The following is a 24,284-nucleotide window of genomic DNA, read 5'->3' as shown; positions in this document are numbered from 1 at the left end:
CTTAAAGCCCGGTGAATGCACCGGGCTTTTTTCTTTAGTAATCAATCCCAGGCTGCGCTTTGATACCTGCATCAAATGCATGCTTGACCGGACGCAGCTCGCTGACGGTATCTGCCAGTTCCAGAATATCCCGATGACACCCACGACCCGTGACGATTACCGTCTGATGTGCAGGGCGGTTTTTCAGTGCATCCAGCACGGCATTCAGCGGCAGGTAGTCGTAGGCGACCATATAGGTGATCTCGTCCAGTAGCACCATATTGAGCGTCGGATCGGACAGCATTCTTTTGGCGTGCTCCCAGACAGCAAGGCAGGCTGCGGTGTCGGTTTCCCGGTTCTGCGTGTCCCACGTAAAACCGGTTGCCATCACTTGAAACTCAACGCCGTGAGGTTCCAGCAAATTGCGCTCCCCATTGGGCCATTCGCCTTTGATAAACTGGATTACGCCCACTTTTTGCCCGTGTCCGACGGCGCGGGTGGCGGTGCCGAACGCGGCGGTGGTTTTGCCTTTGCCGTTGCCGGTAAATACGATGACGATCCCTCGCTCGTCCTGGGCTGACGCAATGCGCGCATCAACCTGTTCTTTCAGACGCTGCTGGCGCTGCTGGTGACGTTCTTCACTCATTGCGAAATCCCCGGTTTACGGCCCGGTTGGGCATCAAAAGTCATTCCGGTTTTGCGACGGCTGTCGTCGCCCATTAGCCAGAGATAGAGTGGCATAATATCGGCCGGGGTTTTCAGCTTCTGCGGATCTTCTGTCGGGAACGCGCTGGCGCGCATTTTGGTGCGTGTTCCGCCCGGATTAATGCAGTTTACGCGCAGATGGCGGCTCTGATATTCCTCCGCCAGCACCTGCATCATACCTTCGGTCGCAAATTTAGAGACAGCATATGCCCCCCAGTTTGCGCGCCCCTCACGGCCTACGCTGGAAGAGGTAAAGACCAGAGAGCCTGACTCAGATTTGAGTAATAAAGGAAGCAAGGCCTGGGTGAGGAAAAAGGTGCCGTTGACGTTAACCTGCATGACCTGCTGCCAGATATCAGAATCCTGCTCATCCATTGGACGAACTTCGCCTAACAACCCGGCGTTATGCAGCACACCGTCCAGACGTGGATAATGGGTGCTGATACGTTGGGCTAATTCCTGACATACCGCTGGCGTACAGGTCAGTAAATCAAGAGTATACCAGGGGGCCGGTATGCCACCTGCCGCTTCAATTTCCTGAGCGACACCTTTGAGTTTTTCTTCGTTGCGACCGATCAGAATAACGCTCGCGCCATATTCAGCATAGGTCAGGGCCGCTTCGCGACCAATACCCGCGCTGGCACCGGTGACAAGAATGATCCGGTTCTGCAGCAGGTTTTTTTGCGGTTGATAGTGCACGGTGACTCCTCAGGCGCACGGTGACTCAATGGCGCCTTCATAATGACTTTTCGGCTTTATGCCCGAATTAGCGTGAGAATTCAATCAGTCTACAGGACGTATTACTGTAAAATTAACAATTTGCAAATATTTAAACCGCCGGGCGGGGATTCCTGAAGATGGCTCGCACAGGTAATGTCACGGGCGAGACGCAAAGGCAGGGCTGTTGTACACTGCCGTGAAAGATTCGTGGTTAAATCAAGGTGGAACGCGTGGAATTACTTTCTCAATATGGGTTGTTTTTGGCTAAAATCGCGACGGTGGTGATTGCCATTGCGGTCGTTGCCGTTCTGATTGTCAATCTCACGCAGCGCAAACGTCAGCGTGGGGAGTTACGCATTACCCGTCTGAGCGAGCAGTACAAAGAGATGCAGGAAGACATGTCCCTCTCACTGCTTGATAGCCATCAACAGAAGGCATGGCTGAAGGCCCAGAAGAAAAAGCACAAGCAGGAAGTCAAAGCCGCAAAGGCGAAAGCTAAGCTTGCAACGCCACAGTCTGACGCGAAGCCTCGTGTCTATGTACTCGATTTTAAAGGCAGTATGGATGCGCATGAAGTCGCTTCGCTACGGGAAGAGGTGACTGCCGTTCTGGCCGTGGCCACTCCGCAGGATCAAGTGGTGGTGCGTCTTGAAAGCCCAGGCGGGGTTGTGCACGGCTACGGACTGGCCGCTTCTCAGCTACAGCGTCTGCGAGAAAAGCAGATCCCGCTTACCGTGGCGGTAGATAAAGTCGCGGCAAGTGGTGGCTATATGATGGCCTGCGTGGCGGACAAAATTGTTGCGGCACCGTTCTCCATCATTGGCTCTATCGGCGTGGTCGCACAGATCCCAAACTTTAACCGTTTTCTGAAGAATAAAGAGATTGATATCGAACTGCACACGGCGGGTCAGTACAAACGTACCCTGACGCTGCTGGGGGAAAATACGGAAGAAGGGCGCCAAAAATTCCGTGAGGATCTCAACGAAACGCACCACCTGTTTAAAGATTTCGTACACCGTATGCGCCCAACGCTCGATATTGAGCAGGTCGCGACAGGCGAACACTGGTACGGTATTCAGGCGCAGGAAAAAGGGCTGGTAGATGAAGTGGGGACTAGCGACGATCTGCTACTCAACCTGATGGACGGAAGGGAGCTGATAGGCGTGCGGTTCACCCAGCGTAAGCGCCTGATGGACCGCTTTACCAACAGTGCAGCGGAAAGCGCAGATCGCCTGCTGCTTCGCTGGCTACAGCGCGGACAAAAACCGCTGCTGTAAGCAAAAACGCGAGGCATATGCCTCGCGTTTTGCATTAATCGACCAGGTGATATTTTTCAGAAAGCGTATGCGCCAGGTATTTAAACATATTAAACACAGCGGTGCTTTTTGGGGTGGGTAATCCCTGTTCGTCAAGGAAGTATTCGCCGCTGAAAACCAGCACGCCATTACGCTGCTCTACACCGGTGGCTTCGATGCCCGCCAGGGTATCTTCATGGTCACGGATAAGCTTATTTGCTTCGATAAGCAGAGAGGCTCGGTCAATAGGTTGGGTCGTATTCTGCATAATCCACTCCTTAAACAGTGACAATAGTCTACGCCGGGGCCGCTTTGGGGGCAAATTTTCCCTGTTTTGTGAGGGGATAAGATACAGGGGGCAGGTTGGCGGGATTTGCTTTTGCATGCTAATAAAGTTGCGTAACGAATTTTATCAGGTAGAGTGTGCGCTTTCGTCATTCTGGCAACAGAATTGCTTGACATTCGACCGGGAACTCGTCACGAATTATACGAGGTGTGAGAAAAATACCCGATAACTCAATCACCTGGGCGTCTTTCCTCAGACACCCGGTAGGACAAAGGGGTTGATATCTCCTGACGCAGCCGCAATATCATTGGCTCGTCGTCAGCGGAAGGGAAATCAACGTGCGGCGTATTCCTGGAAGAATTAAATTAGGTAAAGGTGAATATGGGTAAAGCTCTCGTCATCGTTGAGTCCCCGGCAAAAGCCAAAACGATCAATAAGTATCTGGGTAATGACTACGTGGTTAAGTCCAGCGTGGGTCATATCCGCGATTTGCCGACCAGTGGCTCAGCCAGCAAAAAGAGCGCAGACTCTACCTCCACCAAAGGGGCTAAAAAGCCTAAAAAGGATGAACGTAGCGCGCTTGTCAACCGCATGGGTGTTAACCCATGGCACAACTGGGATGCACAATACGAAGTGCTGCCCGGAAAAGAGAAAGTCGTTAACGAGCTGAAGCAGCTGGCTGAAAAAGCAGACCACATTTATCTCGCAACCGACCTTGACCGCGAAGGGGAAGCCATTGCATGGCACCTGCGGGAAGTGATCGGGGGTGATGACAAACGCTACAGTCGCGTAGTGTTTAACGAAATTACAAAAAATGCGATTCGTCAGGCGTTTGAGAAGCCTGGCGAGCTGAACATCGACCGTGTCAACGCCCAGCAGGCGCGTCGCTTTATGGACCGCGTTGTAGGCTATATGGTCTCTCCACTGCTGTGGAAAAAGATTGCCCGTGGCCTGTCCGCAGGACGTGTGCAATCCGTCGCCGTGCGTCTTGTCGTTGAGCGTGAACGCGAAATTAAAGCCTTCGTGCCGGAAGAATTCTGGGAAATTGACGCCAATGTGACCACGCCGGGCGGTGACGCTCTGCCACTGCAGGTGAGCCATCAGAACGATAAGCCTTTCCGTCCTGAAAACCGTGACCAGACCATGGCTGCCGTCGCGTTGCTGGAAAAAGCACGCTATCAGGTGCTGGAACGTGAAGATAAACCGACCAGCAGTAAACCTGGCGCGCCGTTTATCACGTCTACCCTGCAACAGGCGGCGAGTACGCGCCTTGGCTATGGCGTGAAGAAAACCATGATGATGGCCCAGCGCTTGTATGAAGCGGGTTACATCACCTACATGCGTACTGACTCAACGAATCTGAGCCAGGATGCGGTAAACATGGTACGCGGTTATATCAGTGATAACTTCGGTAAAAAATACCTGCCGGAAAGCGCCAATCAATTCGCCAGCAAAGAGAACTCTCAGGAAGCGCACGAAGCGATTCGTCCTTCTGATGTCTCTGTGTTAGCCGAGTCGCTGAAAGATATGGAAGCCGACGCCCAGAAACTGTATCAGCTGATCTGGCGTCAGTTTGTCGCCTGTCAGATGACGCCTGCGAAGTATGACTCCACGACGCTGACCGTCGGTGCGGGCGACTTCCGTCTCAAAGCGCGCGGTCGTATCCTGCGTTTCGACGGCTGGACAAAAGTCATGCCTGCGCTGCGTAAAGGTGATGAAGACCGTACGCTGCCAGCGGTGAACAAGGGAGATGAGCTCTCTCTGGTTGATCTCGTTCCTGCTCAGCACTTCACCAAGCCGCCTGCGCGCTTTAGTGAAGCGTCGCTGGTGAAAGAGCTGGAAAAACGCGGTATTGGTCGTCCATCGACCTACGCGTCAATCATCTCGACGATCCAGGATCGCGGCTACGTTCGAGTTGAAAACCGTCGTTTCTATGCGGAAAAAATGGGTGAGATCGTCACCGACCGTCTGGAAGCTAATTTCCGCGAGTTGATGAACTACGATTTCACCGCGCAAATGGAAGACAGCCTCGACGAGGTTGCCAGCCATAAGGCGGAGTGGAAGAAGGTTCTCGACAGCTTCTTCAGCGACTTTACCAACCAGCTTGAAAAAGCGGAGAAAGATCCTGAAGAGGGCGGCATGCTGCCTAACCAGATGGTTCTGACCAGCATCGACTGCCCAACCTGCGGCCGCAAGATGGGTATTCGTACGGCAACCACGGGCGTCTTCCTTGGCTGTTCCGGCTATGCGCTGTCGCCAAAAGAGCGCTGCAAAACCACCATCAACCTGGTGCCAGAGAACGAAGTTCTCAACGTGCTGGAAGGTGAGGATGCGGAAACCAACGCTCTGCGTGCTAAACGCCGCTGCAAAAAATGCGGCACGGCGATGGACAGCTACCTGATCGATCCTAAACGTAAGCTGCACGTCTGCGGTAATAACCCAACGTGTGACGGGTATGAGATTGAGGAAGGTGAATTCCGCATTAAAGGCTATGACGGCCCGATTGTGGAGTGCGAGAAGTGTGGCTCTGAAATGCACCTGAAAATGGGGCGTTTCGGGAAGTACATGGCGTGCACCAACGACGAGTGTAAAAACACGCGCAAAATTCTGCGCAACGGTGAAGTGGCTCCGCCGAAGGAAGATCCGGTTCCGTTGCCAGAGCTGCCGTGTGAAAAATCCGACGCGTACTTCGTGCTGCGTGATGGTGCTGCGGGTGTCTTCCTGGCGGCCAACACCTTCCCGAAATCGCGTGAAACACGTGCGCCGCTGGTTGAAGAACTGCACCGCTTCCGTGACCGTCTGCCAGAAAAACTGCGTTACCTGGCCGATGCGCCACAGCAGGATCCTGAAGGCAATAAGACGGTGGTTCGCTTTAGCCGTAAAACGAAGCAGCAGTACGTGGCGGCAGAGAAAGAGGGCAAAGCGACCGGCTGGTCCGCCTTCTTTGTCGATGGCAAATGGGTTGAAGGCAAGAAATAAGCTTGCCTGACCGTCACTTACCTGTGAAAGGGCCGGACTTCCGGCCCTTTTTTATTACCTTATTATTATTTTTTGTTCCGTACTATACAGTCAGGCTATAAATGATATAGTGGTTATAGTTAACCCATTTCTTATTATCAAATCGTCTTAAGCGATTGACCGCGTGCGCTAAATCGGATGGTCTGGCATGAAATTACAGCAGCTTCGTTATATCGTTGAGGTGGTGAATCACAACCTTAATGTCTCTTCTACTGCCGAGGGGCTATATACCTCGCAACCGGGCATCAGCAAGCAGGTTCGCATGCTGGAGGATGAATTAGGTATTCAGATTTTCGCCCGTAGCGGTAAGCACCTTACGCAGGTGACGCCAGCGGGGCAGGAAATTATTCGCATTGCGCGTGAAGTCCTCTCCAAAGTCGATGCGATTAAATCTGTTGCAGGAGAACATACCTGGCCAGATAAAGGCTCGCTGTATATTGCCACCACGCACACCCAGGCGCGCTATGCATTACCTGGCGTCATTAAGGGCTTTATCGAGCGTTATCCGCGCGTCTCTTTGCATATGCATCAGGGGTCACCGACGCAAATCGCTGAAGCGGTGTCGAAGGGGAATGCCGATTTTGCCATCGCGACGGAAGCGCTCCACCTGTATGACGATCTGGTAATGCTTCCGTGCTATCACTGGAACCGATCGATCGTAGTGACTCCCGATCACCCGCTGGCGGGGAAAGGGTCGGTAACGATTGAAGAGCTGGCGCAATATCCGTTAGTCACCTATACGTTTGGCTTTACCGGACGTTCCGAGCTTGATACCGCCTTTAACCGTGCCGGGTTAACCCCACGCATTGTCTTTACCGCTACCGATGCCGACGTCATCAAGACTTACGTACGGCTTGGTCTGGGCGTGGGCGTTATTGCCAGCATGGCGGTCGACCCGGTGTCAGACCCTGATCTGGTACGTCTTGATGCACACGATATTTTTAGCCACAGCACCACAAAAATTGGCTTCCGTCGCAGTACCTTCCTGCGTAGCTATATGTATGATTTTATTCAGCGCTTTGCCCCGCATTTAACGCGTGACGTGGTGGATACCGCCGTTGCATTACGCTCAAATGAAGATATTGAAGAGATGTTTAAAGACATCAAACTCCCCGCAAAATAATCACACCCGGTATCTTTCCCTAACGGAAAGATACCGAAATACCGCCTTAAAGCTAAATTAGAATTATCATCATCTGCGCTCTCCCTGCCATATATTGTCATTATCCTTTTATTTTGTATGGTTTTAATGTCGTGAATTGGCGACAAAAATAGAAACTAATTAACGGCTACGCAAATTTTTCTTTTCAAATATTTATTTGTGGTCAAAAGAATGAATATTTCATACCTCCGGATGCGTAAATTCACTGGCTTTTCGGCTAAAGTTTCTTTAGGATTTATCTCAACAGATGATTAATTGTACCAATTGTTTGGTCCTAAATGATAAGCGATATCGATTGTATGAGGTTAGCAATGCCTTCAGGAAGTGAAGAACCGCAAAGGGATCCTGCGCTCAAGCGTAAAGCCTGGCTGGCGGTCTTTCTCGTCTCCGCCCTGTTCTGGCTGATGGTTGCTCTCCTAGCCTGGAAATATTGGGGTTGAATATGGCAGTGACGGTACGTACAGAAACGGTAAAACAGATGTGTCAGCGTCATGACACTGTCCACAAAGGACGTAAGGCTCCTGCGACAGTTGTGCCTGCTTCCTGGAAACTGACGCCGCAGCAGCAAGCCTTTATTGATGTGTTCGCGGAAGACGAACCCAAAAAACAATAATTTAGTTTTTTGCGTAATGATGCATTGGGTCTGAATAACGACTATGCACCTTTGTACTCTTTAATAAATACACATCAGCAATATCGCACTGAGGACCTGCCTCGGAATGTTTAATAAATAATGCCTGGTGTCCCTATGATGAATAACATGACGTCTCACAAATACTGGTCATGGATTGGCGTGTTTACCCTGTCGATCCTGTTCTGGAGTCAGCTCATCTGGCTGGCCATCCGCTAAATGATAAAACCTCGCTGCGGCGGGGTTTTTTGTTTTGACGTCCTCTGGACCATTCCTAAATTTATCAATTCGGGTTGTTATCAAAACGTTACGACATCTTTGTGTTATCTTTAATTACGGCCCTGATGATTGTCAGGACATCTCTGTAATTAAGGAGGAGCTTATGTCGTTAACCCTACGCGAAGCCAGTAAGGACACATTACAGGCAGAAAATAAAACCTGGCATTACTATAGCCTGCCGCTGGCTGCCAGAACGCTTGGGGACATTTCGCGTTTACCCAAGTCCTTGAAAGTTCTGATGGAAAACCTCTTGCGCTGGCAGGACGGTGATTCCGTCACGCTCGATGATATCCAGGCGCTGGCGGGGTGGCTGAAGCATGCCCATGCCGACAGAGAAATCGCCTACCGCCCGGCAAGGGTCCTGATGCAGGACTTTACCGGTGTACCTGCCGTGGTGGATCTCGCCGCGATGCGCGAGGCGGTTAAACGCCTCGGCGGCGATACGGCCAAAGTGAACCCGCTTTCCCCCGTTGACCTCGTGATTGACCACTCCGTGACCGTTGACCATTTCGGTGATGACGATGCCTTTGGCGAGAACGTCCGTCTGGAAATGGAGCGTAACCACGAACGTTATGTTTTCCTGAAGTGGGGCCAGCAGGCATTCAGCCGCTTTAGCGTGGTTCCACCAGGCACCGGTATTTGCCACCAGGTTAACCTTGAGTATCTCGGTAAAGCCGTCTGGAGCGAATTACAGGACAAAGAGTGGGTGGCTTATCCGGATACGCTGGTGGGTACAGATTCCCACACCACCATGATTAACGGCCTCGGCGTGCTGGGCTGGGGTGTCGGCGGAATCGAAGCGGAAGCCGCCATGCTCGGTCAGCCGATCTCCATGCTGATTCCGGATGTCGTGGGCTTTAAGCTGACAGGAAAACTGTCAGAAGGCATTACCGCGACCGATTTGGTACTTACCGTTACGCAAATGCTGCGCAAGCATGGGGTGGTGGGCAAATTTGTTGAGTTCTACGGGGACGGGCTGGATTCGCTGCCCCTGGCTGACCGCGCGACCATTGCCAACATGGCACCAGAATATGGCGCAACCTGTGGCTTTTTCCCAATTGATGACGTCACGCTGGAGTACATGCGTCTGAGCGGACGCAGCGAAGAGCAGGTGGCGCTGGTAGAGGCCTATACCAAAGCGCAGGGTATGTGGCGCAATCCGGGCGATGAACCGGTATTTACCAGTACGCTTGAGCTTGATATGGGCAGCGTTGAGGCAAGCCTCGCCGGGCCAAAACGTCCGCAGGATCGCGTCGCGTTGACAGACGTGCCGAAAGCCTTTGCGGCCAGCAATGAGCTGGAAGTCAACGTGGCGAAGAAAGACCATCGTCCCATCGACTATGTGTTGAACGGCCATCAATATCAACTTCCGGACGGGGCGGTTGTGATTGCCGCCATCACATCCTGTACCAACACCTCAAACCCCAGTGTTTTAATGGCGGCCGGTCTGCTGGCGAAAAAAGCGGTTGAACTGGGTCTGAAACCTCAACCGTGGGTCAAAGCCTCGCTGGCGCCGGGCTCCAAAGTGGTTTCGGATTACCTGGCGCAGGCTAAGCTGACGCCTTATCTTGATGAGCTGGGCTTTAACCTCGTGGGGTATGGCTGTACGACCTGCATTGGTAACTCCGGTCCGCTGCCTGAGCCCATTGAAACGGCGATCAAGCAGGGCGATTTGACGGTAGGCGCCGTTCTTTCCGGCAACCGTAACTTTGAAGGGCGTATTCATCCACTGGTGAAAACCAACTGGCTTGCTTCGCCGCCCCTGGTGGTGGCCTATGCGCTGGCCGGGAACATGAACATTAACCTGGTGACCGATCCGATTGGTCACGACCGCAAGAACGATCCCGTCTACCTGAAAGATATCTGGCCGTCCTCGCGTGAAATTGCGATGGCCGTTGAAAAGGTCTCTACAGAGATGTTCCGCAAAGAGTATGCGGAGGTCTTCGAAGGCACGCCGGAATGGAAAACCATCAATGTCGTGGGGTCGGACACCTATGACTGGCAGGATGACTCGACCTATATTCGTCTGTCTCCGTTCTTTGATGAGATGCTCGCCGAGCCTGCGCCGCTTAAAGATATTCATGGGGCGCGCATCCTGGCCATGCTGGGGGATTCTGTCACCACTGACCATATCTCTCCGGCGGGGAGTATCAAAGCCGATAGCCCGGCGGGCCGTTATTTGCAAAGCCGGGGAGTGGAGCGCCGCGATTTTAACTCCTACGGTTCGCGCCGCGGTAACCATGAAGTCATGATGCGGGGCACGTTTGCCAACATTCGCATTCGTAATGAAATGGTTCCGGGGGTGGAAGGGGGGATGACGCGCCATCTGCCGGGGACGGACGTCGTGTCGATTTACGATGCAGCCGTGAAATATCAACAGGAAGGTACGCCGCTGGCGGTGATTGCCGGGAAAGAGTACGGTTCCGGTTCCAGCCGTGACTGGGCGGCGAAAGGACCGCGCCTGCTAGGCGTTCGTGTGGTGATCGCCGAGTCGTTTGAACGTATTCACCGCTCGAACCTCATCGGCATGGGGATTCTGCCGCTTGAGTTCCCGCAGGGCGTAACCCGTAAAACGCTGGGGCTGACCGGAGAAGAGCAGATTGATATTAGTGGTCTGCAAAACCTGCAGCCGGGTAAAACGGTGCCGGTGAAGCTGACGCGAGCTGACGGGAAGACGGAGGTACTGGACTGCCGGTGCCGTATTGATACGGCAACCGAATTGACCTACTACCAGAACGACGGCATTTTACACTATGTGATTCGTAAGATGCTCGATTGATAAAAAAGCCCGGCGCTTATGCCGGGCTTTTTACTTTCACTCTTTCAGCAGATGGCCCATCTTGGCGGCTTTAGTATCAAGATAATGGGCGTTTTTCGGGTTGCGGCCAACAATCAGCGGCACACGTTCGACAATGTTGATTCCCGCTTCGGTGAGGATTTCCACTTTTTTCGGGTTGTTCGTCAGCAGACGAACCTCGTCGACGCCCAGCAGCTTGAACATGTCCGCACACAGGGTGAAGTCACGTTCATCGGCGGCAAAACCGAGCTGATGGTTGGCTTCTACCGTATCGTAGCCCTGGTCCTGCAGCGCGTATGCGCGGATTTTATTCAGCAGGCCAATATTACGACCTTCCTGACGGTGATAGAGCAACACACCGCGGCCTTCTTCGGCAATATGAGAAAGGGCAGCTTCCAGCTGGAAACCGCAATCACAGCGCAGGCTGAACAACGCATCGCCGGTCAGACACTCCGAATGGACGCGGGACAGCACCGGCGTCTGCCCTGAAATATCGCCGTAGACCAGCGCAACATGATCCTGTCCGGTTGCCAGTTCTTCAAACCCCACCATCAGGAAATCGCCCCATGGGGTTGGCAGTTTGGCTTCTGCCACACGTTTAAGCTGCATGTGATTCTCCAGAGTAGGCTGACACGTTTCGTGTCTTGCGCCTGTTTTACTTTCTGTATCTGTTCATTTTGCCACAAGCTCAGCAGGTTCGCCTAATGGGCACCATGCTATATGAACGTTAAACGCACGATCCGACATCTCCACCCATCGGATGAATTTCAGTTATGATTGTGAGGCTTAGCGTAAAAGGAGAAGACATGCTTTCAATCGCCAGACGTACGGCAGCAGGCGCGGCCATTTTACTGATTATGCCTTTGACCGTATGGGTCTCCGGCTGGATGTGGCAGCCCGGGCAGAATGCCACGTGGCTGAAAACGTTGTACTGGGTAACGGAGACGGTCACGCAACCGTGGGGAATTATCACCCATATCATTCTCTGTGGCTGGTTCCTGTGGTGCCTGCGTTTTCGTCTGCGCGCGGCGCTGATGCTCTTTGCTATCCTGGGTGGCGCGATTGTTATTGGTCAGGGCGTTAAGTCCTGGGTGAAAGACCATGTTCAGGAGCCACGACCGTTTGTCGTCTGGCTGGAAAAAACACACCATATTCCGGTAGATGAGTTCTACAATTTAAAGCGTAAAGATCGCGGTGCGCTGGTGAAAGAACAGCTTACGGAACAGCAGGATATTCCGAAGTTCTTGCGTAAACATTGGCAAAAAGAGACGGGCTTCGCGTTTCCTTCCGGCCACACGATGTTTGCGGCCAGCTGGGCGCTGTTGGCTGTTGGGCTGCTTTGGCCACGACGTCGAACGGTTACCATCGGGATATTACTGATCTGGGCAACGGGAGTGATGGGCAGCCGCTTGCTGCTGGGGATGCATTGGCCACGGGACCTGGTGGTCGCTACGCTGATCTCATGGCTGCTGGTGACGCTGGCAACCTGGCTTGCAGAACGACTCTGTGGCCCGCTTACGCCACCGCCTGAAGAGAAAGAAGAAATCGCCGAAAGGGAGCAAAGCGACGCCTGACGGTTGATATTGCGCATTTCGCCCATAAATCCATGACGTGTGCGTCACTTTTTCCGTTTCGCGCCCGTCGCTAAAATGGTAGTTTATAAGGCTGATTGCGGTAAGTTGAACACACTTTATTCGCTTGAACCACATAACGGGAAGTAATGTGAAATATTTACTCATTTTCTTACTGGTATTGGCGATTTTTGTCATTTCAGTCACATTGGGTGCACAAAACGATCAACAGGTGACGTTTAACTATCTGCTGGCGCAGGGCGAGTATCGCGTATCAAGTCTGCTTGCGGTCTTGTTTGCCGCAGGCTTTGCCATTGGCTGGCTGGTTTGTGGTCTGTTCTGGCTGAAAGTCCGTGTTTCTCTTGCACGCGCTGAACGTAAAATTAAACGACTTGAGCATAACATTGCGCCTGCGTCCGACATTCCGGAAAGCTCTGGTGTGCCGGTCGTAAAGGAATAATCGACGATGCTGGAGTTGTTGTTTCTGCTTTTGCCTGTAGCCGCTGCCTATGGCTGGTATATGGGCCGCAGAAGTGCGCAACAAACAAAGCAGGATGAGGCTAACCGTCTCTCTCGCGACTACGTTGCGGGGGTAAACTTCCTCCTGAGCAATCAGCAGGACAAAGCGGTAGACCTGTTCCTCGATATGCTGAAAGAGGATACGGGGACCGTCGAAGCCCATCTCACGCTCGGTAACCTGTTCCGCTCGCGTGGCGAGGTTGACCGTGCCATCCGTATCCACCAGACCCTTATGGAAAGCGCCTCGCTGACCTACGAACAACGTCTCCTCGCGGTCCAGCAGCTGGGGCGCGATTACATGGCTGCCGGGCTGTACGACCGCGCTGAAGATATGTTCTCGCAGCTGATTGATGAAACGGATTTCCGTATCGGTGCGTTGCAGCAATTACTGCAAATTTATCAGGCCACCAGCGAATGGCAAAAAGCCATTGATACTGCCGAGCGGCTGGTGAAGCTGGGTAAAGATAAGCAGCGTGTTGAGATAGCCCATTTCTACTGTGAACTTGCCCTTCAGCAGATGGGCAACGACGACATGGACAAAGCCATGGCGTTGCTGAAGAAAGGTGCAGCAGCAGATCGCAATAGCGCGCGTATCTCTATCATGATGGGACGCGTTTTTATGGCGAGTGGCGATTACGCCAAAGCCGTTGAAAGCCTGCTTCGGGTGATTGACCAGGACAAAGAGCTGGTCAGTGAAACGCTGGAGATGCTGCAAACCTGCTATCAACAGCTGGGTAAGCAGGAAGAGTGGGTAGCATTCCTGCGCCGTTGCGTGGAAGAGAATACCGGCGCAACCGCAGAGCTGATGCTCTCAGACGTGGTTGAGCAGTACGAAGGGACCGACACCGCACAGGTGTATATTACCCGTCAGCTACAGCGTCATCCGACGATGCGGGTATTCCATAAGCTGATGGATTACCACCTGAACGACGCAGAAGAAGGGCGAGCCAAAGAGAGCCTGATGGTGTTGCGCGACATGGTCGGCGAGCAGGTGCGGAGTAAACCACGCTACCGTTGCCAGAAGTGTGGTTTTACCGCGTATACGCTTTACTGGCATTGTCCTTCCTGCCGGGCCTGGTCCACCATCAAGCCAATCCGTGGTCTTGACGGCCAGTAATTTTTTAAAACACCCCATTTTAGTTACAACATACTGATGGTTTTTACCTCTTCCTTAACACCGTGCGGTGTGCCAGCCTGGCAGGGGCGCAAATGGATTCTGTCAATTTGCGGCGGCGGCAGGTAGAATGCTGGCCGTTTATCTGTTCCGCGCCGCTGCGCGCCCATAGACGAAAAGGGCTGGTCATGACGTCTGTTACTTCCTCCACTTCCCGCGTTATTACGGATTCTCCTGTTGTTGTTGCGCTTGATTACAATAAGCGTGACGCTGCACTGGCCTTTGTCGACGGTATCGATCCTCGCGATTGCCGCCTGAAAGTTGGTAAAGAGATGTTCACGCTGTTTGGACCGCAAATCGTCCGCGATCTGCAGCAGCGTGGTTTCGATGTCTTCCTCGATCTCAAGTTCCATGACATCCCGAATACCACGGCGCACGCCGTTGCCGCCGCCGCAGAGCTGGGTGTATGGATGGTCAACGTCCATGCGTCGGGCGGGGCGAGAATGATGACTGCCGCCCGTGAAGCCCTCCTGCCGTTCGGGAAAGATGCGCCATTGCTGATTGCGGTGACCGTATTGACCAGTATGGACGAAAGTGATTTACGCGATCTTGGCGTGACATTGTCACCTGCCGAACATGCCGAGCGTCTTGCGCGTCTGACGCAGAACTGCGGGCTGGATGGCGTCGTCTGCTCCGCACAGGAAGCGGTCCGCTTCAAATCAGAACTGGGCAAAGATTTTAAACTGGTCACGCCGGGTATTCGTCCGGCTGGCAGCGACGTGGGCGATCAGCGCCGTATTATGACGCCTGAGCAGGCGCTGGCTGCTGGTGTGGATTATATGGTTATCGGGCGGCCAGTAACGCAGTCTGCTAACCCGGCAGAGACGCTCAAGGCAATCAACGCATCACTGAAAAAGGGGGCGTAATGACCGATTCCAACAGTCGTCTGGTCTACTCAACGGAGAGTGGGCGCATAGATGAGCCGAAAACCAAAGTGGAACGTCCGAAGGGCGACGGTATTGTGCGTATCCAGCGTCAAACCAGTGGACGAAAAGGGAAAGGGGTTTGCCTTATCTCAGGAATTGACCAGGATGATGCTGAGCTAACAAAACTGGCGGCTGAGTTGAAAAAGAAATGTGGCTGCGGTGGTGCCGTGAAAGACGGCATTATTGAAATTCAGGGTGATAAACGCGATTTAATTAAATCGCTGCTTGAAGCAAAGGGCATGAAAGTCAAACTGGCAGGCGGTTAAAATAAATGAGCCACGGCAAATGCCGTGGCTCGTGATATATACGTGCGTAAGTCAGACCTGAAATGCGACGCTAAATCGCGATGTCGGGAAGGCTTATAGAATAATTATTTGCCAACCTGGTGACCGATAATACCACCGACAGCAGCGCCACCCAATGTACCCAGCGTGCTACCATCTGTTAAGACTGCACCACCGAGTGCACCTGCACCGGCACCAATGGCGGTGTTACGGTCACGTTTAGACCAGTTAGAGCATGCGCTCAGGGACATTGCTACAGTGATTGCCAGAACAGCGGCGGCTAATTTTTTGCTGGTTAAGGTCATAATACTTTCTCCTGAATTATCGATTCACGGAAAGAGGTACACGTTAAGTATAGACAAAACGCATACCTAATTCTTTTTTCCGTGAAAGCTGGTCGCGCAGGCGTTACGTAATCACGCAAGTGATAGTCACTTCCTGTTATATCGCTAACATTAATTTTACGACTTTAATGCGGGTTAAACAGGTAAAAACTCTTAAAGGGGGGTTAGGAATCGTCTCAGACGAAGGGATATGCAGGCGCCCGAATGACGGGCGCGGAATGAACTCAGGCGGACGTTTTAATAATATCGACAATCAGACCGTCTTCTTCCAGCTTATTACGATGCTCGTCACTTAACCGTTCGTCGGTAATGACGCGACTGAAGCGTGAGACGGGACCCATTGTGTAAGGATGGACGGCGCCAAATTTGGAACTGTCAGTGAGCACAATGGCTTCACACTCTTTTTCCAGTACGGCATTCACCACGTCAGTGCGCATCATATCCCGGCCGGTGAAACCTGTTTCCGGCTGCCAGCCATCAATTCCGATAAAGGCCTTACTGAAATGCACCTGCTGAACATATTGCCGGGTCAGCGGGCCCACCATGCTTTCACTTTTCTTTTGGTAAATGCCACCCAGCAAAATGACTTCACAGCGCGTCTCTTTGAGTAAATGGGCGATATAGCTGCTGACAGTGATGATAGTCACGTCTTTTTGTTCCGCGAGCGTCCGTGCCAGAAGGGCGTTGCTGCTGCCGTTTTCAATAAAGACCGTCTCGCCAGGGTTTACCAGTGATGCGGCAAACTCTGCCAGTTCACGTTTAAGCGCGTAGTTATTCATCATGCGCGTCTCAACGTCGTCGCTGTCCAGCGGCACGGCATAACCATGCGCACGGCGCAGGTAACTCTGTTTTTCCAGCAGATTAAGATCCTGACGAATGGTGACTTCGGAGACGCCGGTGGTTTTAGCGAGATCGACCACGCTTACACGCCCCTGATCGATGACCATCTGCAAAATGAGTTGTTGTCGGGAATTCATAGCATCCATTTAATAAAGCGAAACGAGGTCGGAAACGGTGGGATTACACTTCCCACGGCGCTTTTGGCTGTTTGTTTTCGGGGGCGTTGTCAGCGCCATTCTGAGCAAGAAGTTCAGACTTCAGGATCTCGAGATTACGGATCGCAGAGTGATAATCACCCGCTACCAGAATATCCAGCACGGTATCAATACGTTGTGCTACAGCTTGTGGATCAATAGTAGACATAATCTCTCCCCGGGAGCGAAAAGTGAATAATTTCAATGATGCAGAAAATGGGGTCAAAAGAGAAGGGAAAAAATGCGATAACGAAATTACATAAATGAAAGTGATAAATTTATTCCCCCTCATATAGCAGGCTTAATCGGTGGATTAGTCTAAAACTGCGCGCAAGGCGCTTTTTTATATGAGGAATTGGACTATGACAGTTATCAATCAGCCTACCTGTACACTGTTTACCGAACCTGAACGTTTCACGCAGCTCTCAGGGTATTACGAGGCGGAGCGACGCACCGTCTGGATGATGCTGCGGGCTCAGCCGCGTCCTTGCTTCAACCATGCCTTAATTGAGGAGATCATGAACCTTTCCTGGCTGGTCCGTCAGTCGGGTTTTGCGGTCGATTTTTGGGTTACCGGCTCGCTTGTTCCTGAAATGTACAACGTGGGAGGGGACTTGCAGTTCTTCGTCGAGTGCATTCAGAACGGGCGGCGTGAAGCGTTACGGGCCTATGCCCGCGCCTGTGTTGATTGCGTCCATGCGGCATCAAGAGGGTTTGATACGGGGGCCATCACGCTGGCAATGGTCGAAGGCAGCGCATTAGGCGGCGGATTTGAGGCAGCGCTGGCGCACCATTTTGTCCTGGCTCAGCGTGATGCCCGGTTAGGTTTCCCGGAAATTGCCTTTAATCTGTTCCCGGGGATGGGGGGGTATTCGCTGGTCGCACGACGTTCAGGCATGAAGCTGGCGGAGGAGCTCATCTACAAAGGGGAGTCCCACACGGCAGAATGGTACGAGCAGCACGGGCTGGTGGATGTGCTGTATGAACCCGGGCAAAGCTACGTCTCGGTCAGGACCTTCATCGACACATTGCGGCCAAAACTGAACGGCGTAAGAGCCATGCTGCGTGCTCGTACGCGCGTTCTGCAGTTGCCACGCAGTGAGCTGATGGACATTACCGAAGACTGGGTCGATGCCGCATTTTGCCTTGAGCCGAAAGATATCGCCTACATGGAGCGTCTGGTGATGCTGCAAAACCGCCATCATGCGGCGGGCTTACGCAAGGCCAGCTAGCGCTGTTGTCGCGCCTGATAGCGTTTTAGCCATCGCTCGAATGCGGCAGCGGGCATCGGCTTAGCAAAAAGGAAACCCTGCCGTTCGTTGACGCCATTCTTAGTCAGAAAGGCGTCTTCTTTTGCATTCTCCACCCCCTCGGCGATCACCTGCAGATTCAGGGCCTGTGCCACTGCGACAATGGCGCGTACCAGAGACTGGGAGATGGACTGTTTATGAATATCTCTGACAAAAGATTGATCGAGTTTAATGGCGTCAATAGGAAAACGCGCCAGCTGGGAAAGGGAAGAGTAGCCCGTACCAAAGTCATCCAGATGTATTTGTGCCCCGAGTCGGCTGAATTGCTGGATCACCGAAAGCGCCAGCTCTTCGTTTTCGATGAGACAGCTCTCTGTTAACTCGACGTCGATAGGGCAGTACTCAAAATGCAGATCCTTAAGCGCCTGCTTTAAATCGCTGAAAATCGTCTGGTCGGCAAGCTGACGTGCAGAGACGTTCACGGCCACGCGCAGGTTAATCCCCTTGTCACGCCATTTCGCCACCTGACGAACCACGTCGAGCATCACCCAGCGCCCCAGCGGCACAATCAAACCGGACTCTTCGGCATAAGAGATAAATTCCAGCGGTGGGATCAAGCCGCGCTCCGGCGACTGCCAGCGGACCAGCGCCTCAAGACTTCTGACCTCACCGCGCCAGGTCATTTTAGGCTGGTAGTGAATCAGAAGCTGATCGTTATCCAGCGCTTTACGCAGATTGGTGTCCAGCCAAAGATACTCAAATACGCGCTGGTTCATTTCAGGGGAGAAGACGCAGAACTTACCCCTGCCATTTTCCTTGGCGGTGTACATGGCCGTATCGGCATTGCGAATCACACTTTCCCGATCGTTCCCGTGCTGCGGCGCGAGGGCGATCCCCAAAGAACAGCCGGTATATATCTCAATCAGCCCGATTCTGAACGGCTGGCGCAGGCGGGTCAGAATGCGCGACGCCATCGCTTCCAGCGAGCCCTGAGACGTATTCGTGGCCATCACGATAAACTCATCGCCGCCGAGCCGGGCCAGAACCTGCCCCTCGTCAAGGCAACTCAGAATGGCGAGTGCAACCGCCTGTAAGAGCTGATCGCCAAACATATGCCCGTAGGCATCGTTGACCTTTTTGAAGTTATCCAGGTCAAGATACACCACGCCAACCTGCGTTTCGCCCCGATGGTTGATGGCGTCTGAGATCTGTTCGTGGATGGCATTGCGGTTGGGTAAACCGGTGATGGTATCGGTATTGGCCAGCACGCGCAGGCGCTCCTGCGCCCGACGTTCCTCGGTAATGTCGGTGCCGGAGCAAATAAGAAATATTTCGTTTTTACCGCTGCCGCTGTGAACGAATTTGTTTCTGAACAGAAACAAGCGTTGTCCTTTCCGCGTCTTGATCCAGCGTTCGACTTCGTAGGAGCTGCCGTTACGGAAGAAACCGGTGATATTTCGCTTCGAGGCTGCCGCCTCGCTGCGACTCATAAACAATTTGAACACGTTCTGACCGATCACTTCCTGCTCTTTCAGACCGGTATACTCTTCGCTCAGGCGATTAAAACGCTGAATATTGCCGTGCTGATCGAGAATTACAATGACGGAATTCGCTTCCGAAACCACCTGTTCCGCGAAGGAGAGTCCTTGAGCGAGATCGCGTGCTACGGAGGGGGTATCGTTCCATGCCGATGCCGTGCCGGCCCACTCGTTTCGGGTGATTTTGCGGCCGACAAGATGCACGGGAACCTCTTCGCCATACAGGGAGAGGTTCATTGAAATGCTGGAGGTAATTACCGTTAACTGGCGGATCAACGTGGCTTGTTCATCGTCCAGCGTCACCACCTGAGTCGCATCGGCATTTTCGCTGGCGGCAAGGTGCAGAGCGTTGCTGTCTGCCGACAATCGCCACCACGGACTGTGAGTACCCATGTAACGAAACAGCAAATTCTGCTCAAGATCGTCGATCATGATTTCTCCCGCTGCTACTCATTAGCGCACAAATTATTCATTTGCAGTCGACTTTTCCGTTGTGAAACAGCGGTAAAACCGAAGTGAACGTATTGTTTTTCCCTGCTTTCTTATAATAAAACGAGTCTGCCAAAAAAGAATACTGAGCATCCAGCTATTCAGGTGACCGAATATGACGGCACTCTTTTACTGTAGATAATTATGGCCATTTTGGGCGGGGGGAATCGGAAAATAGTCAGAAAAAATGATGAATTTGTGGGGCGGGTTAAAAAGAAAAATTGTCGGCCTTCCCGAACGGAAATGGCCGACAATTTAGCGGGTTATCAGACAGCTGGTCGCGCGATAATACTGCGGGTTTCCATGCGGACTTCAGCGATAGTTACGTCAATCACCTCAGTGACTTTGTAAACTGTTTCACCTTTAATCTGCACGGTGCCACTTTCCTGGCTACAGACCAGTTCGTCACGAACGGCATGCAGGAATGGGGCAGGGATAAAGGCGACAGCACCGTTATCCACCAGACGGACACGCATCCCGCCGCGGCTGATATCAATAATCTCCGCAGCGAAGCGGGTGTCGGTTCCGGCTTTATCCTGCAGGAAACGCGCGTACAGCCAGTCTCCAACGTCACGTTCCGCCATGCGGTTCAGACGGCGACGCTCTGCCATCTGCATGGTCGTGTCGTCCTGAGGGCGTGCAATCGTTTCGCCTTTGATAATCGCTTTCAGCAGACGGTGGTTAACCATGTCGCCATATTTACGAATTGGGGATGTCCAGGTGGCGTAAGCTTCCAGACCGAGGCCGAAGTGCGGGCCTGGTTCGGTGCTGATTTCAGCGAAGGACTGGAAGCGGCGAATGCGGCTATCTAGGAAACCGGATGGCTGTGCGTCCAGCTCGCGGCGAAGCTTGCAGAATCCTGGCAGCGTCAGGACTTCTTCCGGATCAACATGCACATCGTGATTCTTCAGCAGGGCCGCCAGCGCTTCGGTATTGGCCGGATCGAATCCGGTGTGAACGTTGTAAATACCAAAGCCCAGCTTGTCGCGCAGCACGCGTGCGGCGCAAATGTTGGCGGAAATCATCGCTTCTTCGACGATGCGGTTAGCAATGCGTCGCGGCTCGGCCACGATATCCAGCACTTCGCCTTTCTCACCGAGAACAAAACGGTAGTCCGGACGATCTTTAAACACCAGGGCGTGGGTTGTACGCCATTCGCCACGCTTCAGGCAAATACGGTGCAGCAGACGAATCTGCGCCGCAATGGCATCGGATTCAGGTTTCCAGCTGCCGGTGTTTTCCAGCCAGTCAGAGACATTGTCATAGGCCAGCTTGGCTTTGGATTCGATGGTGGCGGCAAAGAATTCGATGTCGTCTTCAATCGTCCCATCCGCGGCGATGGTCATGCGGCAGGCGAGAGCCGGGCGCACTTCATTTGGGCGCAGCGAGCAGAGATCGTCTGACAGTTCGCGCGGCAGCATCGGGATGTTAAAGCCTGGCAGGTAGTTGGTAAACGCACGGATTTTGGCCGTTTCGTCCAGTTTACTGCCTTGTGCAATCCAGGCGGTAGGATCGGCAATGGCGACGGTCAGATGCAGTTTGCCATCGGCGCTCTCTTCAGCGTAGAGCGCATCGTCCATATCTTCTGTGCTGGCGCTGTCGATGGTGACAAATTCCAGCGCAGTGAGATCGCGGCGCGTCAAACCTTCGTCCTGCATTTCAGTCGCTACGCCGTTCGGCGCTTCTTTTTCAAGATTATGGCGTGCCAGCGTGACCCACCACGGGACGAAATGGTCATCGCCAAAGGTGATGAACTGCGTCAGTTCTGCATAGAAACCACGGTCGCCTTTCAGAGGATGACGGCGCATTTCTGCTACGGCCCAGTCACCTTCTTTAAAATCATGCTCAACGCCGCGGGCGGCCCGGCAGGGAATGGCATCTTTCAACAGGGGATGATCCGGCACGATAGAAAGACGATCGTCTTTTCGCTGTACCTTACCGACAAAGCGGGTCAGGAACGGTTCAATCAGTTCTTCCGGCTCAGCGGATTCACGTTCCTTCTCTGTATGAATGACGGCCATGACGCGATCGCCATGCATCACTTTCTTCATCTGCGGTGGCGGAATGAAGTAGCTTTTCTGCGCGTCAACTTCAAGGAAGCCAAAGCCCTTTTCCGTGGCTTTCACGACCCCTTCTGCACGCGGCGTCTGGGAATGCAGTTGCTGTTTAAGCTGCGCTAGCAGCGGGTTGTCCTGAAACATAATGTTCTATTTTCGTAGCCATTGAGCGGCTGACAGTTTTACGCGATTCTCACTTCTACAGCAAGCGGTCTTTGGGGAATGCGTGTGGTTATTCCGCTTTGCCAGCCGCGAGTTTTAGTCGATTAAGCCAACCCTCAAACGCGCTTTGAGACAGGCGGTTGATCGCCTGGGCGACAGTCAGTCCTTCTTCCATGAGTGGGGTAAACTGCGCGGCACTAAAGCGGTCCGGCGAGCGTGTCAGCAAGTCGACTGCTGCCAAAAGCGACGGCGGGGAAAGCGCACTCTCTTCCCGGCTGTTTATCAGGATCTCTCCCGTCAGGTCGAGCAAGGTCGGTTCATGGCACAGGACGGGTGTCAGCGCCTCAAGCGCAGGTTCTGCCTGCCAGCGGGAGAGGGACTCAAGCTGATGCGCACTCGCATAGCGAAGCTCGACCACGGGAAGAAGCGCTATCCACCTACCGGCGCACGCTGGCAGGGTGTGCGGCTGAATATGATGGCCCGGCAACCAGCGAACGGGATGGCCAAGCAGAGCCTGAAAGACCGCAACCACGCGCGCCTGAAAACCGATAAAGCCGATGATCTGGTTAATCACCACAATGTCATAGGTAGAGAGACCCACCTCATCAAGCTGGTTTCGCGCCTTGTCATCAATGACATCCGGTGAGCTGGCGAGCTGACGGGCATACTGCGTGATTTGCGCCAGCCGCCGGTTACTTTCGCGGGAGGAGTCAGGACCCGGCAGCGGAGCAAGAAGGGCGGCATAATGGTTGCATAGCCGCTGAACGCCACAGGCCTGCGCAACCGTCAACGCGGTACTTAACCGGTCATAGGCGCTGAGCGTTCGCAGACGATTGACGGGAAGTGAGAGGGGAAACAGCTGATGGCATAAGGCTCTGGCAGGGGCAAGCCAGCCGGTACAGGCGGCGACAATCTCATCGGGCAGGGCTAAATCGAGCAAAAAACGATCGTCGACGTTAGCGGCTTCGGGCACCAGGGGCAGCGCATCCGACTGCGCGTGGTTTGACTGGGTTTCGTGATACCAGTGGCCTTTGCCGGAAAAACGGCGTTGTTCCATGGGCGTTCCTTGATCTCAAAATGGCGATCAATATCCTGGCGTAACGCAGATAAAGGGAAAAATATTGTTAGGTGATAACAAATATCAGAACGGAATAACGAGGGGATGGTGCGGGGGAAAACTCTCTTCCCGTGCGGGAAGAGAGTCTGAGCTTATTTAATTTCCAGCTCGTTCATTGCAGCGATGTTGAAGCCGCCGTCAACGTGAACCACTTCGCCGGAGATACCCGCGGACAGGTCAGAGCACAGGAATGCAGCAGAGTTACCCACATCTTCAATGGTAACAGTACGACGAATCGGGGTAACCGCTTCGCAGTGCGCCAGCATTTTACGGAAATCTTTGATGCCGGACGCCGCCAGGGTGCGGATAGGACCCGCGGAGATGGCGTTAACACGCACACCTTCAGGACCCATTGCGTTCGCCATATAGCGTACGTTGGCTTCCAGAGACGCTTTAGCCAGACCCATCACGTTGTAGTTAGGGATAGCACGTTCCGCGCCCAGGTAGGACAGGGTCAGCAGCGCTGCGCCCGGGTTCAGCATCGCGCGGCAAGATTTAGCCATCGCAACGAAGCTGTAGGAGCTGATGTCGTGAGCGATTTTAAAGCCATCACGGGTAACCGCGTTCACATAGTCACCGTCCAGCTGGTCGCCAGGCGCGAAGCCGATGGAGTGAACGAAACCGTCGAATTTCGGCCATGCTTTTGCCAGCTCAGCAAACATGCCATCGATGCTTTCATCTTGTGCAACGTCACATTCCAGAACGATGCTGGAACCCAGCTGCGCGGCAAACTCTTCAACACGGCCTTTCAGCTTGTCGTTCTGGTAGGTGAACGCCAGCTCAGCGCCTTCGCGATGCATTGCCTGTGCGATGCCGTATGCGATGGACAGTTTGCTGGCAACGCCAGTCACCAGAATGCGCTTACCGGAAAGAAAACCCATAGCTTTAATCCTTATATTCATTGCTTATTTTGCCTTGTAATTCATAGCGTTACAGGCAGTATTTCA

At 53.2% G+C, this 24,284-nt stretch carries 24 protein-coding genes; 13 read left to right on the top strand and 11 right to left on the bottom strand.

The features are described 5' to 3' along the window. Nucleotides 1-34: 34 nt before the first annotated feature. Both cobO and L383_RS15770 read right to left on the bottom strand, forming a co-directional pair. On the bottom strand, nt 35-625 hold the full coding sequence (gene cobO / locus L383_RS15765) for a cob(I)yrinic acid a,c-diamide adenosyltransferase (RefSeq protein WP_023330553.1): 591 nt from the start codon (nt 623-625) through the stop codon (nt 35-37). Further along, the gene (locus tag L383_RS15770; RefSeq protein WP_023330552.1) at nt 622-1,383 is read right to left on the bottom strand and encodes a YciK family oxidoreductase; all 762 of its coding nucleotides are present in this window, start codon (nt 1,381-1,383) and stop codon (nt 622-624) included. The genes cobO and L383_RS15770 overlap by 4 nt, the downstream gene beginning before the upstream one ends. A gap of 251 nt (nt 1,384-1,634) precedes the next feature. Between L383_RS15770 and sohB the strand changes: the two genes are divergently transcribed. Further along, nucleotides 1,635-2,681 (top strand): protease SohB, encoded by a 1,047-nt coding sequence (gene sohB / locus L383_RS15775; RefSeq protein WP_023330551.1) that lies wholly within the window; start codon nt 1,635-1,637, stop codon nt 2,679-2,681. 34 nt (nt 2,682-2,715) lie between these two features. Here the strand turns inward: sohB and L383_RS15780 are convergent, their stop codons facing one another. Then, complete coding sequence (locus L383_RS15780; protein ID WP_003856804.1) at nt 2,716-2,967, bottom strand: YciN family protein; 252 nt, start codon at nt 2,965-2,967, stop codon at nt 2,716-2,718. A gap of 399 nt (nt 2,968-3,366) precedes the next feature. Between L383_RS15780 and topA the strand changes: the two genes are divergently transcribed. The 6 genes from topA (at nt 3,367) to acnA (ending at nt 10,854) form a co-directional block, all read left to right on the top strand. Continuing rightward, the gene (topA, locus tag L383_RS15785; RefSeq protein WP_023330550.1) at nt 3,367-5,964 is read left to right on the top strand and encodes a type I DNA topoisomerase; all 2,598 of its coding nucleotides are present in this window, start codon (nt 3,367-3,369) and stop codon (nt 5,962-5,964) included. Nucleotides 5,965-6,151: 187 nt separating this feature from the next. Further along, nucleotides 6,152-7,126, top strand: coding sequence for an HTH-type transcriptional regulator CysB (cysB, locus tag L383_RS15790; RefSeq protein ID WP_006175683.1), 975 nt, complete (start codon nt 6,152-6,154; stop codon nt 7,124-7,126). 338 nt (nt 7,127-7,464) lie between these two features. Next, nucleotides 7,465-7,605 (top strand): YmiA family putative membrane protein, encoded by a 141-nt coding sequence (locus L383_RS15795; RefSeq protein ID WP_213391151.1) that lies wholly within the window; start codon nt 7,465-7,467, stop codon nt 7,603-7,605. Between the two features lie 2 nt (nt 7,606-7,607). Next, on the top strand, nt 7,608-7,778 hold the full coding sequence (locus tag L383_RS26090; RefSeq protein ID WP_032629003.1) for a hypothetical protein: 171 nt from the start codon (nt 7,608-7,610) through the stop codon (nt 7,776-7,778). Nucleotides 7,779-7,916: 138 nt separating this feature from the next. Beyond that, nucleotides 7,917-8,015, top strand: coding sequence for a small membrane protein YmiC (gene ymiC, locus L383_RS26330; protein ID WP_014884088.1), 99 nt, complete (start codon nt 7,917-7,919; stop codon nt 8,013-8,015). A gap of 163 nt (nt 8,016-8,178) precedes the next feature. Beyond that, complete coding sequence (gene acnA, locus L383_RS15800; protein ID WP_023330549.1) at nt 8,179-10,854, top strand: aconitate hydratase AcnA; 2,676 nt, start codon at nt 8,179-8,181, stop codon at nt 10,852-10,854. Between the two features lie 36 nt (nt 10,855-10,890). On the opposite strand, the gene ribA is transcribed toward acnA, so the two are convergent. After that, a complete protein-coding gene (gene ribA / locus L383_RS15805; RefSeq protein WP_008501210.1) occupies nt 10,891-11,481 on the bottom strand; it encodes a GTP cyclohydrolase II in 591 nt (196 codons plus the stop codon). 197 nt (nt 11,482-11,678) lie between these two features. Here ribA and pgpB point away from each other — a divergent pair, with 197 nt between their 5' ends. The 5 genes from pgpB to yciH all read left to right on the top strand — a co-directional run bounded on the left by pgpB (nt 11,679) and on the right by yciH (nt 15,328). Beyond that, entirely contained in the window at nt 11,679-12,446 is a 768-nt protein-coding gene (gene pgpB, locus L383_RS15810) for a phosphatidylglycerophosphatase B (RefSeq protein WP_023330548.1), read from the top strand. A gap of 148 nt (nt 12,447-12,594) precedes the next feature. Continuing rightward, nucleotides 12,595-12,903, top strand: coding sequence for a LapA family protein (locus tag L383_RS15815; RefSeq protein ID WP_014884085.1), 309 nt, complete (start codon nt 12,595-12,597; stop codon nt 12,901-12,903). 6 nt (nt 12,904-12,909) lie between these two features. Next, on the top strand, nt 12,910-14,079 hold the full coding sequence (gene lapB / locus L383_RS15820) for a lipopolysaccharide assembly protein LapB (RefSeq protein WP_023330547.1): 1,170 nt from the start codon (nt 12,910-12,912) through the stop codon (nt 14,077-14,079). A 185-nt stretch (nt 14,080-14,264) separates the two neighbouring features. Further along, nucleotides 14,265-15,002, top strand: a complete 738-nt coding sequence (gene pyrF / locus L383_RS15825) for an orotidine-5'-phosphate decarboxylase (RefSeq protein WP_014884083.1) — start codon at nt 14,265-14,267, stop codon at nt 15,000-15,002. Next, nucleotides 15,002-15,328, top strand: a complete 327-nt coding sequence (gene yciH, locus L383_RS15830; RefSeq protein ID WP_014884082.1) for a stress response translation initiation inhibitor YciH — start codon at nt 15,002-15,004, stop codon at nt 15,326-15,328. The genes pyrF and yciH overlap by 1 nt, the downstream gene beginning before the upstream one ends. Nucleotides 15,329-15,432: 104 nt before the next feature. On the opposite strand, the gene osmB is transcribed toward yciH, so the two are convergent. The 3 genes from osmB to L383_RS15845 form a co-directional block, all read right to left on the bottom strand. After that, nucleotides 15,433-15,651, bottom strand: coding sequence for an osmotically-inducible lipoprotein OsmB (gene osmB / locus L383_RS15835; protein WP_008501216.1), 219 nt, complete (start codon nt 15,649-15,651; stop codon nt 15,433-15,435). A gap of 263 nt (nt 15,652-15,914) precedes the next feature. Next, a complete protein-coding gene (locus L383_RS15840; RefSeq protein ID WP_014884081.1) occupies nt 15,915-16,667 on the bottom strand; it encodes a DNA-binding transcriptional regulator YciT in 753 nt (250 codons plus the stop codon). A 43-nt stretch (nt 16,668-16,710) separates the two neighbouring features. Further along, nucleotides 16,711-16,893, bottom strand: a complete 183-nt coding sequence (locus L383_RS15845; protein WP_014884080.1) for a YciZ family protein — start codon at nt 16,891-16,893, stop codon at nt 16,711-16,713. 193 nt (nt 16,894-17,086) lie between these two features. Between L383_RS15845 and L383_RS15850 the strand changes: the two genes are divergently transcribed. Continuing rightward, nucleotides 17,087-17,956 (top strand): crotonase/enoyl-CoA hydratase family protein, encoded by an 870-nt coding sequence (locus L383_RS15850; protein ID WP_023330546.1) that lies wholly within the window; start codon nt 17,087-17,089, stop codon nt 17,954-17,956. On the opposite strand, the gene pdeR is transcribed toward L383_RS15850, so the two are convergent. From pdeR to fabI, 4 genes are all read right to left on the bottom strand, one after another. After that, complete coding sequence (gene pdeR, locus L383_RS15855; protein ID WP_014884078.1) at nt 17,953-19,944, bottom strand: cyclic di-GMP phosphodiesterase; 1,992 nt, start codon at nt 19,942-19,944, stop codon at nt 17,953-17,955. The genes L383_RS15850 and pdeR overlap by 4 nt on opposite strands. 323 nt (nt 19,945-20,267) lie before the next feature. After that, nucleotides 20,268-22,202, bottom strand: coding sequence for an exoribonuclease II (locus tag L383_RS15860; protein WP_023330545.1), 1,935 nt, complete (start codon nt 22,200-22,202; stop codon nt 20,268-20,270). An 88-nt stretch (nt 22,203-22,290) separates the two neighbouring features. Beyond that, nucleotides 22,291-23,277, bottom strand: coding sequence for a CMD domain-containing protein (locus tag L383_RS15865; RefSeq protein ID WP_023330544.1), 987 nt, complete (start codon nt 23,275-23,277; stop codon nt 22,291-22,293). Nucleotides 23,278-23,429: 152 nt separating this feature from the next. Then, entirely contained in the window at nt 23,430-24,218 is a 789-nt protein-coding gene (gene fabI, locus L383_RS15870) for an enoyl-ACP reductase FabI (protein ID WP_003856831.1), read from the bottom strand. Between the last annotated feature and the right edge of the window lie 66 nt (nt 24,219-24,284).

Source organism: Enterobacter sp. MGH 37 (assembly GCF_000534515.1).
GTDB classification, from domain to species: domain Bacteria; phylum Pseudomonadota; class Gammaproteobacteria; order Enterobacterales; family Enterobacteriaceae; genus Enterobacter; species Enterobacter kobei.
This window is presented reverse-complemented; position numbering and strand designations above follow the sequence as displayed.